This window comes from Streptomyces cynarae, from assembly GCF_025642135.1.
Classification (GTDB): Bacteria; Actinomycetota; Actinomycetes; order Streptomycetales; family Streptomycetaceae; genus Streptomyces; species Streptomyces cynarae.
This window is the reverse complement of the sequence record NZ_CP106793.1, coordinates 3,580,663-3,595,000: the sequence shown is the minus strand read 5'-3', so window position 1 is coordinate 3,595,000 and position 14,338 is coordinate 3,580,663. Positions and strand designations below refer to the sequence as shown.

Below are 14,338 nucleotides of genomic sequence, written 5' to 3'. Positions count from 1 at the left end.
GCCGCCTGCCACCGTCTTTGACGTTGGTGGGAGTGGTGGAGCCGGTGACCCGAGCTGGTAGTAGGTGAGTGATGGGGTGACGCAGGAAGGTAGTCCATCCCGGGCGGTGGTTGTCCCGGGGTAAGGGTGTAGGCCGCAAGGTAGGCAAATCCGCCTTGCATACGGCTGAGACCTGATGCCGAGCCGATTGTGGTGAAGTGGATGATCCTATGCTGTCGAGAAAAGCCTCTAGCGAGTTTCATGGCGGCCCGTACCCTAAACCGACTCAGGTGGTCAGGTAGAGAATACCGAGGCGTTCGGGTGAACTATGGTTAAGGAATTCGGCAAAATGCCCCCGTAACTTCGGGAGAAGGGGGGCCAGCTCTGGTGATCCGATTTACTCGGTGAGCTGGGGGTGGCCGCAGAGACCAGCGAGAAGCGACTGTTTACTAAAAACACAGGTCCGTGCGAAGCCGTAAGGCGATGTATACGGACTGACGCCTGCCCGGTGCTGGAACGTTAAGGGGACCGGTTAGCTCACTTTCGGGTGGGCGAAGCTGAGAACTTAAGCGCCAGTAAACGGCGGTGGTAACTATAACCATCCTAAGGTAGCGAAATTCCTTGTCGGGTAAGTTCCGACCTGCACGAATGGCGTAACGACTTCTCGACTGTCTCAACCATAGGCCCGGTGAAATTGCACTACGAGTAAAGATGCTCGTTTCGCGCAGCAGGACGGAAAGACCCCGGGACCTTTACTACAGTTTGATATTGGTGTTCGGTTCGGCTTGTGTAGGATAGCTGGGAGACTGTGAAGCCTGGACGCCAGTTCGGGTGGAGTCGTCGTTGAAATACCAGTCTGGTCGTGCTGGATGTCTAACCCGGGTCCGTGATCCGGATCGGGGACAGTGTCTGATGGGTAGTTTAACTGGGGCGGTTGCCTCCTAAAGGGTAACGGAGGCGCCCAAAGGTTCCCTCAGCCTGGTTGGCAATCAGGTGTTGAGTGTAAGTGCACAAGGGAGCTTGACTGTGAGACCGACGGGTCGAGCAGGGACGAAAGTCGGGACTAGTGATCCGGCGGTGGCTTGTGGAAGCGCCGTCGCTCAACGGATAAAAGGTACCCCGGGGATAACAGGCTGATCTTCCCCAAGAGTCCATATCGACGGGATGGTTTGGCACCTCGATGTCGGCTCGTCGCATCCTGGGGCTGGAGTCGGTCCCAAGGGTTGGGCTGTTCGCCCATTAAAGCGGTACGCGAGCTGGGTTTAGAACGTCGTGAGACAGTTCGGTCCCTATCCGCTGTGCGCGTAGGAGTCTTGAGAAGGGCTGTCCCTAGTACGAGAGGACCGGGACGGACGAACCTCTGGTGTGCCAGTTGTTCTGCCAAGGGCATGGCTGGTTGGCTACGTTCGGGAGGGATAACCGCTGAAAGCATCTAAGCGGGAAGCCTGCTTCGAGATGAGGACTCCCACCCACTTGATGGGGTAAGGCTCCCAGTAGACGACTGGGTTGATAGGCCAGGTCTGGAAGCCCGGTAACGGGTGGAGGTGACTGGTACTAATAGGCCGAGGGCTTGTCCTCAGTTGCTCGCGTCCACTGTGTTGGTTCTGAAACCACGAACAACCCCGTTGTGATTGTCACGGCGACCGGGTTGTCAGTTTCATAGTGTTTCGGTGGTCATAGCGTGAGGGAAACGCCCGGTTACATTCCGAACCCGGAAGCTAAGCCTTACAGCGCCGATGGTACTGCAGGGGGGACCCTGTGGGAGAGTAGGACACCGCCGAACAATTCTTGAGAAAACCCCCGTGCTATTCAGCACGGGGGTTTTCTGCGTTAAAGGACAAAGAGCGAGGGGCGAGGGGTAGGGGCGTTGAAGGCCGCGGGCTCACGCCCCTCTGGACTCAGAGCCGCCCCGCCGCCTTCAGCGCCAAATACGCGTCCGCCAACGCCGGCGCCAGATCCTCCGGCGTCGCGTCCACGACCGTCACCCCGTGACGCCGCAGCTGCTCGGCCATGCGTGTCCGTTCCGAATGGGCCTTGGCCGCCGCGGCGGCCTCATAAACCGCCTCCGTGCTGCCGCGCGCCGTCGCCATGCGGGCGATGTGCGGATCGGCCACCGACGCCAGCAGCACCGTATGGCGTTGAGTGAGCTGGGGCAGTACCGGAAGGAATCCCTCTTCGATGGGCGCTGTGTCCAGTGTGGTCAGCAGGACGATCAACGAGCGCCGGGGTGCCGACCGTAGTGCGGTGGCCGTGAGACCGCGTGCGTCCGTTTCCACCAGTGCCGGCTCCAGCGTCGCCATCGCGTTGACCAGCGACGGCAGGACGTCGCCGGCGGCACGCCCCTGGACCAGAGCGCGTACGCGGCGGTCGTAGGCGAGCAGATCCACGCGGTCTCCTGCACGGGTCGCCAGCGCGCCCAGCAGTAGCGCCGCGTCCATGGAGGCGTCCAGGCGTGGGGCGTCGCCGACCCGGCCGGCTGAGGTACGGCCCGTGTCCAGGACCAGCAGGATGTGACGGTCGCGTTCGGGCCGCCACGTGCGTACCGCGACCGAGTTCTGCCGTGCCGTGGCGCGCCAGTCGATGGAGCGGGTGTCGTCCCCGGGGACGTATTCGCGCAGGCTGTCGAACTCCGTGCCCTCGCCGCGCGTCAGCACGCTGGTGCGGCCGTCGAGTTCCCGTAGGCGGGCCAGTTTGGCGGGAAGGTGCTTGCGGCTGGTGAAGGGAGGCAGAACCCGGACCGTCCAGGGGACTTTGTGCGTCCCTTGGCGGGAGAAGAGGCCGAGTGGCCCGTACGAACGGATGGTGACGCGGTCGGCTTGGCGGTCGCCTCGGCGGGTGGGCCTCAGACGGGTCGTCACGCGGCGGCGCTCACCCGGAGGGACCGTCAGAACGTGGCGGGAAGCGCTCACTTCGGTTCCGGGGTGCCAGCTGCTGGGCGGCCAGGCGTCGCGTAGGCGGGCGCGCAGCGGCCGTCCTGACGGGTTGGTGACCGTGAGTGTCACGTCGGCCGTTTCCCCCAGGCGTACGGAGGCGTCGCCAGAGCGGGTCAGACCCAGTCGGCGTACCGGTGCGGCCAGTGCGAAGTCGCAGGCGCACGCCAGTGCGAGGGAGCCGTTGACGGCGAGGATGCCTGTCCAGCTGGGGTCCCAGATGCCGACCGGGAGGGTGCCGAGTGCCGCTAGGAGCGCGGCGCGTCCGGTGAGTGCCATCAGCGGGGGACGGGGACGTGGGCGAGGATCGCGTTGATGACCGAGTCGGTGGTCACTCCTTCCATCTCCGCCTCGGGGCGGAGCTGGACCCGGTGCCGGAGTGTCGGAAGGGCGAGTGCCTTCACGTCGTCGGGGGTGACGTAGTCACGGCCCGTCAGCCAGGCCCATGCTCGGGATGTGGCGAGCAGGGCCGTGGCACCGCGAGGGGACACGCCGAGCGTGAGGGACGGGGATTCGCGGGTGGCCCGGCAGATGTCCACGACGTAGGCGGTGATCTCGGGAGAAACCGTTGTCTTGGCGACGGCGGCGCGTGCGGCCTCGAGGTCCTCGGCGCTCGCCACGGGGCGTACGCCGGCGGCGCGCAGGTCGCGCGGGTTGAAGCCCGCGGCGTGCCGGGTGAGGACGTCGATCTCGTCCTGACGGGATGGCAGAGGGATCGTCAGCTTGAGCAGGAAGCGGTCCAGTTGGGCCTCGGGGAGGGGGTACGTCCCCTCGTACTCGACCGGGTTCTGCGTCGCGGCGACCAGAAACGGCTCGGGGAGCGGGCGCGGGGTGCCGTCGACCGTGACCTGGCGCTCCTCCATGGCTTCGAGGAGGGACGACTGGGTCTTGGGCGGCGTGCGGTTGATTTCGTCCGCGAGGAGGAGGTTGGTGAAGACCGGGCCGGGCTGGAAGGAGAACTCGGCGGTGCGGGCGTCGTAGACGAGAGAGCCCGTGACGTCGCTCGGCATCAGGTCCGGTGTGAACTGCACGCGCTTGGTGTCGAGTTCGAGGGCTGACGCGAGCGCGCGGACCAGCAGTGTCTTGGCGACGCCGGGGACCCCTTCCAGCAGGACGTGCCCACGGCACAGCAGAGCGACGACGAGGCCGGTCACGGCGGGGTCCTGGCCGACCACGGCCTTGGCGATCTCGGCGCGCAGGGCCTCCAGGGAGGCGCGGGCTGCGCCCGGATCCCCGGCGATCCCGGCGTTGTCAGTGGTCGGGTCCATCATGGACGGCGTACCTCTCTTTCGAGGGCGTCGAGTTGGTCGGCGAGGGCGATCAGGGCCGCGTCGTCGCCGGGCGGCGGGCCGAAGAGGAGGGAGTGCAGGGACTGTCCGTCGCCGTGCAGATGGGCGGACAGCGCGGGGAGCATGGCCTCGGGCGCGTGCGCCTGGGCGAGGGGGACGCCTACGAGGGGGGCGAGACGGGTGCGGGTGGTGGAGCGCAGAGCGTCGGCCGCGCGGTCGCGGGCGTCGGCTTTGCGGTAGAGGCGGGCGCGGCCTTCGACGGTTTCGGAGGCGCGGATCGCCACGGGGAGCTTTTCGAGGACGAGCGGGCCGAATCGGCGTGCCCGCCACAGGGCGGCCAGGGCTGCGGCGATGAAGAGCTGGAGCGTGCCCCACAGCCAGCCCGAGGGGAGCAGGTCGAGGAAGCTCCGGCCGTCCGAGTCGGTGGCCGAGGCGTCGGAGAGCGAGGGGAGGTACCAGACCAAGTGGGCGCGGGAGCCGAGCAGTTGCAGGGCGAGCGAGGCGTTGCCCTGCTCGCCGAGGCGGTTGTTGTAGAGGATGTCGGGCGCGCCGAGGACGACGGTGTCGCCGCCCCCGGATGCGGCCGGGATGCGCACCAGGGTGGGCAGGCCCTCGCTGGGGTAGCAGTGCTCCGTGCGGGCGTCGCTCGCACGGTAGCGGACCCCGCCCGTGTCGGCGGTGCCCGCTCGCCGGGCCTCGGGCAGGTCGCAGGCCGGCGCCAGTGTCGAGTCGAAGCTGACGGCGGGGTCGGCGGAGACGCCGGGAGCCAGCGTGCCGGTGGACGTCTCCGGAGCGACGAGGATCGTCCGGCCGCCGGAGCTCTGCGTCGCCTGGTGCAGCAGGCCCTGTTGACGGTGCGTCAACTGATCGGGGACGGCGACCAGGAGCGTGGTGTCGGCGCCGGCAGCGGCGCGTGCCTCGTCGAGGGTGGTGACCACGCGCGTGGACACGCCCCGGTCGGCGAGGAGTCGGGCGACGGCGTGGCTGCCGGAGGAGTCGGCGGAGCGCGGGTCGAGGCGGCCGTGTCGGTCCCCGGACCGGATGACGGCGATCACGAGGGCGCCGACCAGCAGGATGAAGACGGCGAGGAGCACACCGCGTGCCCGCGTCCACACCTGGCGCACGGTGGGCGAGGCCGACGTGGATGCGACTGCGGCCTCGGCGGTCATCCGGGGGCTCCCTGGCGGGTGTTGTGGGCCGCGCTGGGGGCGTTGTCGGTGAGGTGGGGCTTGGCGCGTTCCAGGTCGTCGTCGAGAGCGGCGAGCCGGCGGTACGTTCCTTCCCCCGCGGCCCGGCCGCCGTATGTGACGTCGTCGAAGTCCCGGGCGGCGGCGCGCAGCCGGTCCGCGTGGTCGGGGAGGGCGCGGCCGGCCTCGGATGCCGCCTCGTCGGCCGTGCGCCCCGGGCGGGTGTCGAGGAGGGCGCGTTCCTCCAGGGAGCGGACGACGGCGCGCATGCGTTCCTGGACGGCCTGGTTCCAGTGGCCCTGGGCGGCGTGCGCCTCGGCGGCCGCGCGGTGTTCGGCGGCGCTGCGGGGGCGGTCGTCGAAGAGCGTGGCGGACGGGGTGGGCATGCGGCGCGGGGTGCCCAGGCGCCACCACAGGGCGGCGACGAGCGCCAGGACCACCGCCACGATGACGAGGAGGCCGACGGGGCCGCCGGGCGTCGCGGTGGAGGCCTCGGCGAAGAGCCGGTCCAGCCAGTCCCAGAAGGCGTTCAGCGCGCGCTGCAGCAGGCCGGGATCGTGCTCGTGGTACATCCGTTTGGACAGCTCGCGCCGGGCCGCCTCACGCGCGGGGTCGCGCGATGTCGTCACCGGTGGTCCGTCGCCCGAGCGCCACAGCACCGGTGCGGCTCTCAGTGCTCCCCCCGTCAGTCTCACCCCGTCAGCTCCCCGCGGTGGTGCCGGGGACGTCGGAGCCGTAGCCCTGCAGGCCGGCGGCGCGGGCCAGCTCGAGGTCGAGGGCCTCGCGGCGGATGCGCTGGTCGATGTAGAGCAGCACGGTGACGCCCGCGGTGATCGGGAACGTGATCATGCGTCCGATCACCGAGCCGAGGCCGCTGATGATGAGAAACGCCCAGCCGGGGCTGCCGGTGGAGCCGCCCATGAGGCTGCCGAGGCCGTCACCGCTGAACACCCCGGCGAGGAAGGCGAAGGGGATGACGACGATCGACGCCACGATGCCCGCGATGAGCTGCGCGAGCAACTGGATGCCGAAGACCCGCCACCACGAGCCGCGCACCAGCTTCACGGAGCGGCTCATCGCCTTGCGGATGCTCTGCTTCTCCAACATCAGCGCGGGCGAGGCGAGCGAGAAACGGATCAGGATCCACAGAGCGACCACGCTGGCGCCGAGGCCGCCGAGGACGGCCAGCGAGACGCCTGCCGCGGTGGACCCGGACCAGACGATGAGGATGCCGGGCAGCGTGCCCACGGCGACGATCGCCGTGCCCATGAGCGGCAGCAGGATCGTGAGTCCGCCGAGCCGGGCGAGCTGCGGGCGGGCGTCGCGCCAGGCCTCGGCGGCGGTCACCGGCCTGCCGAGCACCGCCCGGCTGGTGACGGCCGTGAGCAGGGCCGTGGCGAGGATGGTGCCGAGCAGCACCAGCAGCATGACCACGGCGGAGCCCAGCAGCGCGTCGCCCAGAGCGCGGCTCACCTCGGTCATGGAGGCGCTGGGGTCGTTGAGGGTGCTCGTGTTGGTGGTGTCGTTCAGGACGAGGCCCTGCAGCAGGATGACGACGGTCTCCGTGACGACCGCGACGGTCAGCGAGATGCCGAGGACCGTGCGCCAGTAGGTGCGCATCGTGGAGACCGCGCCGTCGAGGATCTCGCCGACGCCGAGCGGGCGCAGCGGGATGACACCGGGCTTGGCCGCGGGCGGCGGACCCCAGGCACCGCCCCAGCTTCCGTTGCCGCCGAACCCCTGTTGGGGGCGCCCCAGCCGCCGCCGGGCCCTGCGTAGCCGCCGGGAGCGGCGGGAGGGCGGGTGCCCCAGCCCGGGCCGGGCGGAGGCGGTGGCGGGGCCTGGCCGGGGCCTTGAGGCTGAGGAGCGGTCCACTGTCCGGGCGGGGGCTGCGCCTTGGACCACTTGCCCGACGGCTGCGGCTGATCGGTACCGCTCTGGTCCGAGGGCTGCTCCGGGGCCTGCGCGCCGGAGGCGTCCGGCTGCCGCCCGTCGGAGGGGGAAGATCCGGGCGAGGCCCAGCCCGGAGTGTCGTTCATCGTCGCTCCTTCACGGTGCCCGTCCGCGGTCGCGGCGGCGGGTTGGCAGCCATCGTGCCACGGTGTGTCCGCCGGGGAACCGGGGGTGGTGCGCGCAGCATGCCTTCAATAGTCGGCGGTGTACGGGGCAGACTGACCGCATGGCTGATCAGTACGCGCGATCCGGCGAGGAAAACGGGGCGGCTGCGATACCGGCGATCCGCTGGGACGAGCCGCCCGAAGGCCCGGTTCTGGCGCTTCTCGACCAGAGAAGGTTGCCGGCCGAGGAGGTGGAGCTCGTGTGCACGGACGCGCCCGCGCTCGTGGACGCGATCCGTACGCTCGCCGTGCGCGGGGCACCGCTGCTCGGGATCGCCGGGGCCTACGGTGTCGCGCTCGCCGCCGCGCGCGGTTTCGACGTGGACGAGGCCGCCGCCGCGCTCGCGGGCGCCCGGCCCACCGCGGTGAACCTCGCCGTCGGCGTGCGCAGGGCCCAGGCCGCGTACCGGGCCGCGTTCGCCGACGGCGGTGACCTGCGGCAGGCCGCCGAGGCGGCGCTCACCGCCGCGCGGGCGCTGCACCGTGAGGACGCCGAGGCGAGCGCGCGGATGGCGCGGCACGGCCTGGAACTGCTGGACGAGCTGCTCCCGGGCGGCGGGCACCGCCTGCTCACGCACTGCAACACGGGTGCGCTGGTGTCCGGCGGGGAGGGCACGGCGTTCGCGGTGGCGCTGGCCGCACACCGGGCGGGGCGGCTGCGCAGGCTCTGGGTGGACGAGACGCGTCCGTTGCTGCAAGGTGCTCGACTGACGGCGTACGAGGCGGCCCGCAACGGGATGGCGTACACCTTGCTCACGGACAACGCGGCGGGCTCGCTGTTCGCCGCGGGCGAGGTGGACGCTGTACTCATCGGGGCGGACCGGATCGCGGCCGACGGCTCGGTCGCGAACAAGGTGGGGAGCTACCCGCTCGCTGTGCTGGCCCGGTACCACCACGTGCCGTTCATCGTGGTGGCGCCGGTGACGACGGTGGATCCGGAGACACCGGACGGGGCGTCCATCGAGGTGGAGCAGCGGCCCGGGCACGAGGTGACGGAGTTCACCGCACCTCAGGTGCAGGTGGCTGGAGCGGAAGCGGGAGGCGGGATACCTGTGGCACCCCTCGGGACCCAGGCGTACAACCCGGCGTTCGACGTGACGCCTCCGGAACTGGTGACGGCGATCGTCACCGAGGAGGGCGTCGCGTCGCCTGTGACGGCCGATTCACTCGCTGCGCTGTGTGACAGGTCACGCCAGGTAACGATTTAGTTAATGGGATGATGTGGTCCATGAAGGGACGAGTCCTTGTCGTCGACGACGACACCGCACTGGCCGAGATGCTCGGCATCGTGCTGCGTGGTGAAGGTTTTGAGCCGTCTTTCGTAGCCGACGGTGACAAGGCGCTGGCCGCCTTCCGTGAGACCAAGCCCGACTTGGTGCTGCTCGACCTGATGCTGCCGGGTCGGGACGGCATCGAGGTGTGCCGTCTGATCAGGGCGGAGTCCGGTGTGCCGATCGTGATGCTCACCGCCAAGAGCGACACCGTGGACGTGGTGGTGGGCCTCGAGTCCGGCGCGGACGACTACATCGTGAAGCCCTTCAAGCCGAAGGAGCTCGTGGCGCGCATCCGGGCGCGGCTTCGCAGGTCGGAGGAGCCTGCGCCGGAGCAGTTGGCCATCGGTGACCTCGTCATCGACGTGGCCGGTCACTCGGTGAAGCGCGACGGGCAGTCGATCGCGCTGACCCCGCTGGAGTTCGATCTGCTGGTGGCGCTGGCGCGCAAGCCGTGGCAGGTGTTCACCCGTGAGGTCCTGCTGGAGCAGGTGTGGGGCTACCGCCACGCGGCGGACACCCGCCTGGTGAACGTGCACGTCCAGCGGCTGCGCTCGAAGGTCGAGAAAGACCCGGAGAAGCCGGAGATCGTCGTGACCGTTCGCGGCGTCGGTTACAAGGCCGGGCCGAGCTGATCATGACCCAGGACAGTGCCGCTCCGGCGCCCGGCCGGCCCGGAGCCCACCCGGGGCGGCCTGTCGATCGGCGGACGACGCGCTCGGCGTGGGAACGGTTCTTCGAGGGCGGGCTGCTTCAGGGCGGAGTCCACGGCAGCCCGGTCCTCCGGCTCTTCATGCGCTGGGTGCGCCGCCCGCTGCTGCCGATGATGCGGCTGTGGCGGCGCAACATCCAGCTGCGGATCGTCGTCACGACTCTGCTGATGTCGCTCGGCGTGGTGCTGCTGCTGGGCTTCGTCGTCATCGGGCAGGTCCGCAACGGTCTGCTGGACGCCAAGGTGAAGGCGTCGCAGAGCCAGGCCGTCGGCGGGTTCACCGTCGCCGGGCAGAGGGCCGACAGCGCGGCCAGCGCGAGTGACGGCAACGACAACTCCGGCACGGGCAACAACCCGGTGCAGAACGTCAGCGGGTGGATGAGCGACCTCGTCGAGTCCCTGTCCAGCGGTGGTCAGGGCGCCTTCGACGTGGTCACGCTCAGCACCACCGCCGCGGACAACGACAACCGCGGCCTCGGTCCGCGCGCCTCGGGCGAAGTGGATCCGAGCCAGAGCGTGCCGGAGGACCTGCGCAAGCGCGTCGACGCCGGCATGGGCGTGGCCCAGAGCTACACCCGCATCGTCTACACCGACGGCCGGGCCACCCAGCCCGCGCTGATCATCGGCAAGCAGATCAACGACCCGAACGGCGACCCGTACCAGCTGTACTACCTCTTCCCGCTCACCCAGGAGGAGAAGTCCCTCAGCCTGGTCAAGGGGACGCTCGCCACCGCGGGGCTCTTCGTCGTCGTACTGCTCGGCGCCATCGCCTGGCTCGTGGTGCGCCAGGTCGTCACTCCCGTACGGATGGCCGCGGGTATCGCCGAACGGCTGTCCGCCGGGCGCCTGCAGGAGCGGATGAAGGTCACCGGCGAGGACGACATCGCACGCCTGGGCGAGGCCTTCAACAAGATGGCACAGAACCTGCAGCTGAAGATCCAGCAGTTGGAGGACCTGTCGAGGATGCAGCGCCGGTTTGTCTCGGACGTGTCGCACGAGCTGAGGACGCCGCTGACGACCGTGCGGATGGCTGCCGACGTCATCCACGAGGCGCGCGTCGACTTCGACCCGGTGACCGCGCGGTCGGCGGAACTGCTCGCCGACCAGCTGGACCGGTTCGAGTCGCTGCTCGCGGACCTGCTCGAGATCAGCCGGTTCGACGCGGGTGCGGCGGCGCTGGATGCCGAGCCGATCGATCTGCGGGACGTCGTGCGCCGGGTGGTGAGCGGGGCCGAGCCGCTCGCCGAGCGCAAGGGCACGCAGATCCGGGTCGTCGGCGACCAGCAGCCCGTCGTGGCGGAGGCGGACGCCCGGCGTGTCGAGCGGGTGCTGCGCAACCTGGTCGTGAACGCGGTCGAGCACGGCGAGGGCAAGGACGTCATCGTCAAGCTCGCCTCGGCGGGCGGCGCGGTCGCGATCGCGGTGCGCGACTACGGCGTGGGGCTCAAGCCCGGGGAGGCGACCCGGGTGTTCAGCCGCTTCTGGCGGGCGGACCCGGCACGCGCGCGTACCACCGGCGGTACGGGCCTGGGGCTGTCCATCGCCCTGGAGGACGCGCGGCTGCACGGCGGCTGGCTGCAGGCGTGGGGCGAGCCCGGAGGGGGTTCGCAGTTCCGGCTGACGCTGCCGCGGACCGCGGACGAGCCGCTGCGGGGTTCTCCGATACCCCTGGAGCCGCTGGACTCTCGGCGCAACCGAGGGCTCAGCGACGCCGGACTGCCGCAGGGAGACTCCGGCAAGCGCGCCACGGTGCCGGCGCAGTCGACCGGCGAGAAGGCGGCCGGACGTGACCCGATCGCGCCGCGGCGGCCGTGACGCCGACCGCGGACCCGACGGCGATGCCCGGCAACGGGGCGCGTGTGGTGCCACGGCCCGCCGAGGGCGCGCGACGCCCGGACGGCAGAGGACAGGAGCCGCCGAGGGGCGGCGGCGGACCCGACGAGCGTGAGCATGGGGAGGCGTTTCGTGGGCGCTGAGGGGGGCGGCCGGCGGCGTGCGCTGCTCAGGGGGGTGTACGCCGGCCTTGGTGCCGTACTGCTGGCCGGGTGCGCCTCGATGCCGGACAGCGGGGACCTGCGGGGGGTCGAGTCGACGCCCCGGCAGGACCCGCAGGTCCGCGTCTTCGCGATGCCCCCGCGTGAGAACGCCGGGCCGGCGGAGATCGTGCAGGGCTTCCTGGAGGCGCTGACCAGCGACGACCCGCAGTACGAGACGGCACGCAAGTACCTCACGGCCGCCGCGTCGCGCGGGTGGGACCCCGACGCGTCCACCACGGTGCTCTCCGACGGGCCGAACACGGTGCCCGAGCACTCCCCGAGCCGGGAGGCGGGCGACGACTACGCGTACACGCTGACCGGCACCAAGCTCGCGATGGTGGACGAGCAGCACGCCTACACCCCGGACTCGGGGACGTACAGCGCCACGGTGCACCTGACGCTGGTGAAGAAGACCGAACAGTGGCGCATCGACGCGCTGCCGCAGGGCGTGGTGATGGGCAGGTCCGACTTCCAGCGCAACTACGTGTCGGTCAACAAGTACTACTACGCCGCGAACGTGCCCGCGGGGGAGGGCGGACAGCTGAGTACCGTCGCGGACCCGGTGTACGTGCGCAGCAAGGTGGACCCGGTGACCTCGACGGTCCGCGCGCTGCTGAAGGGCCCCACACGCTGGCTGGACCCCGTGGCGACCTCGAGCTTCCCCTCGGGCACGGCACTGCGGAAGGACGTCACCTCCCTGTCGCCCGACGACCAGAACAAGTTGACGGTGCCGCTCAACGACAAGGCCGACCGGGTCGGGGCGACGCAGTGCGACAGGATGGCGGCGCAGCTGCTGTTCACCCTGCAGGACCTGACGCCCACGGGTGTGAGCCAGGTGGAGCTGCGCGGGTCGAAGGGCACGAAGCTGTGCGCGCTCAACGAGGACCGGGCCGAGGCCATCGCCTCGCACGGCACGGGCCGGCGACCCGAGTACGAGTACTTCATCGACGGCAGGCAGCGGCTGGTCCGCCTGCCCAGCGGCAGCGGCTCCAAGCAGCCCGAACCGGTGCCGGGCCCGTTGGGTGAGGGAGACAAGCCGCTGCGGGCGGCCGCCGTCTCGCGGGACGAGGACACCGCTGCCGGCGTCTCGGCCGACGGGGAGTACCTGTACGTGGGCTCGCTGGCGTCGGGAGCCCCGCTGGGGAACGCGGTGCTGACCAGTGGCGGCGCGTCGAAGGCCGACCGGCTGACGACTCCCAGCTGGGACGGCGGGGGCGACCTGTGGGTGGCCGACCGTGACCCGAAGCGGCCTCGGCTGCTGATGCTGCAGCAGGGCGCGGGCACGCCGGTGGAGGTGCGCACACCGGGCCTCGACGGGCGGATCGACGCGGTGCGGGTGGCGGCCGACGGTGTGCGGATCGCGCTGATCGTGGAGAAGGACGGCAAGACGTCCCTGCAGATCGGGCGCATCGAGCGGGACAGCGAGAGGGGCGGACAGCCTGCTGTGTCGATCCTGGAACTGCACTCGGTGACTCCGCAGCTGGAGGAGGTCACGGCCATGTCGTGGGCCGGAGACAGCCGGCTCGTGGTGGTCGGCAGCGAGGCCGGCGGGGTGCAGCAGATCCGGTACGTGCAGGTCGACGGCTCGACGCCGGCGGGCTATCCGCCCGCCTCGCTGACGGGCGTGAAGCAGATAGCGGCGTCCGAGGACGAGCGGCTGCCGCTGGTGGCGTACTCGGAGGACGGGATCGTGCGCCTGTCGTCGGGGGCCCAGTGGCAGAAGGTGGTCAAGGAGGGGACGGCGCCGGTCTATCCCGGGTGACGCCGCGCCCCGAGCAGGGCCCTCCGCCGGTGGTTCGACGGCCGCCGCCCGGTTGTCCACAGGGAGTTTTCCACAGGGGTGGCAGGCCGCTGCGGGCGTTGGCACAGTGGTCGCCATGCGGGGGTGGTGGCAGGACCTCACCGACCTGGTACTGCCGGCCGAGTGCGGAGGCTGTGGCAGGCCGCGCACGGTGCTCTGCCCGGAGTGCCGGGCGGCCCTCCACGGCACCGCGCCACGCCTGGTGCGGCCGGTGCCGGAGCCGGCGGGCCTGCCCCCGGTGCACGCGGCGGCGCCGTACGAGGGCGCGGTCCGCGCGACGCTCCTGTCCCACAAGGAACGGGGCGCGCTCACCCTCGCGGGACCGCTGGGGACCGCTTTGGCGGGGGCGGTGCGGGCCTGCTGCGGCTCGCTGGCCTCCCGTGCCGGTGGCGGTCCGACGCCCGTGCTGCTCGTGCCCGTCCCCTCCGCGCGGCGGGCCGTGCGGGCGCGGGGGCATGATCCGACGCGGCGGATCGCGCTCGCGGCGGCGGGACAGCTGCGCCGGGCCGGGACGGCGGCCAGGGTGGCGGCCGTGCTGCGGCAGCGGCGGGCCGTGGCCGACCAGGCGGGGCTCGGCTCCCGGGAGCGGCTGACCAATCTCGCGGGCGCTCTGGAGGTGCCCGCAGGCAGCGCCCGGCTGCTGGCCGGCGGGCGGATCGTCCTCGTCGACGACCTGATGACGACGGGTGCTTCGCTGACGGAGGCGGCACGCGCGGTACGGGCGGCTCTCGCGGAGACCGACAGTGCGGACACGGAGGTGTATGCGCGCGTGGCAGGGGAAGCAAGGGGGGAACGAAGAGCGAGGGAGACGACGGCAACGGCGCACCGGCCCCGGGGGCCGCGGGGAACGGCCGCCGGGAACGGCCTCCAGGACGGGATCTGCGCGGCCGTGATCGCCGCTTCGCCGGAGTCTTTCGAAACAAACCGGAACTGACCGAGAACTTGCTTCGTTGCAGGTAATGAGCAGGTCAATTCACCTGAACGGAGGTACGCCGCGGTAGAGGGTGACGACATCC

General features: G+C 70.7%; 8 protein-coding genes, 2 rRNA genes and 2 pseudogenes (1 of these 12 cut by a window edge). 7 read left to right on the top strand and 5 right to left on the bottom strand.

Annotation, left to right across the window (positions count from 1 at the left end):
• Positions 1-1,557 (top strand): 23S ribosomal RNA (locus tag N8I84_RS16580) (it extends 1,566 nt beyond the left edge of the window).
• Positions 1,558-1,645: 88 nt separating this feature from the next.
• Positions 1,646-1,762 (top strand): 5S ribosomal RNA (gene rrf, locus N8I84_RS16575).
• A gap of 115 nt (positions 1,763-1,877) precedes the next feature.
• Here rrf and N8I84_RS16570 read toward each other — a convergent pair.
• The 5 genes and pseudogenes from N8I84_RS16570 to N8I84_RS16550 all read right to left on the bottom strand — a co-directional run bounded on the left by N8I84_RS16570 (position 1,878) and on the right by N8I84_RS16550 (position 7,424).
• The gene (locus tag N8I84_RS16570; RefSeq protein WP_263230255.1) at positions 1,878-3,188 is read right to left on the bottom strand and encodes a DUF58 domain-containing protein; all 1,311 of its coding nucleotides are present in this window, start codon (positions 3,186-3,188) and stop codon (positions 1,878-1,880) included.
• On the bottom strand, positions 3,188-4,177 hold the full coding sequence (locus N8I84_RS16565) for an AAA family ATPase (RefSeq protein ID WP_390899033.1): 990 nt from the start codon (positions 4,175-4,177) through the stop codon (positions 3,188-3,190). Before N8I84_RS16565 ends, N8I84_RS16570 begins: the two co-directional genes overlap by 1 nt.
• Positions 4,177-5,367 carry a DUF4350 domain-containing protein gene (locus N8I84_RS16560; protein ID WP_263230253.1) on the bottom strand — a complete coding sequence of 397 codons (1,191 nt, stop codon included), beginning with the start codon at positions 5,365-5,367 and terminating at the stop codon, positions 4,177-4,179. The genes N8I84_RS16565 and N8I84_RS16560 overlap by 1 nt, the downstream gene beginning before the upstream one ends.
• The gene (locus N8I84_RS16555) at positions 5,364-6,080 is read right to left on the bottom strand and encodes a DUF4129 domain-containing protein (protein ID WP_263230252.1); all 717 of its coding nucleotides are present in this window, start codon (positions 6,078-6,080) and stop codon (positions 5,364-5,366) included. Before N8I84_RS16555 ends, N8I84_RS16560 begins: the two co-directional genes overlap by 4 nt.
• A 4-nt stretch (positions 6,081-6,084) precedes the next feature.
• Positions 6,085-7,424: pseudogene (locus N8I84_RS16550) on the bottom strand (glycerophosphoryl diester phosphodiesterase membrane domain-containing protein).
• Positions 7,425-7,564: 140 nt separating this feature from the next.
• Here N8I84_RS16550 and mtnA point away from each other — a divergent pair.
• From mtnA to N8I84_RS16525, 5 genes and pseudogenes are all read left to right on the top strand, one after another.
• Positions 7,565-8,710, top strand: a complete 1,146-nt coding sequence (gene mtnA, locus N8I84_RS16545) for an S-methyl-5-thioribose-1-phosphate isomerase (RefSeq protein ID WP_263230251.1) — start codon at positions 7,565-7,567, stop codon at positions 8,708-8,710.
• Between the two features lie 8 nt (positions 8,711-8,718).
• Positions 8,719-9,408 (top strand): two-component system response regulator MtrA, encoded by a 690-nt coding sequence (gene mtrA / locus N8I84_RS16540; RefSeq protein ID WP_200417736.1) that lies wholly within the window; start codon positions 8,719-8,721, stop codon positions 9,406-9,408.
• Between the two features lie 2 nt (positions 9,409-9,410).
• Positions 9,411-11,461, top strand: a pseudogene (mtrB, locus tag N8I84_RS16535) (MtrAB system histidine kinase MtrB).
• Complete coding sequence (locus N8I84_RS16530) at positions 11,451-13,283, top strand: LpqB family beta-propeller domain-containing protein (RefSeq protein WP_263230250.1); 1,833 nt, start codon at positions 11,451-11,453, stop codon at positions 13,281-13,283. Before mtrB ends, N8I84_RS16530 begins: the two are co-directional and overlap by 11 nt.
• A 115-nt stretch (positions 13,284-13,398) precedes the next feature.
• Positions 13,399-14,256, top strand: a complete 858-nt coding sequence (locus N8I84_RS16525; protein WP_263230249.1) for a ComF family protein — start codon at positions 13,399-13,401, stop codon at positions 14,254-14,256.
• Positions 14,257-14,338: the final 82 nt, after the last annotated feature.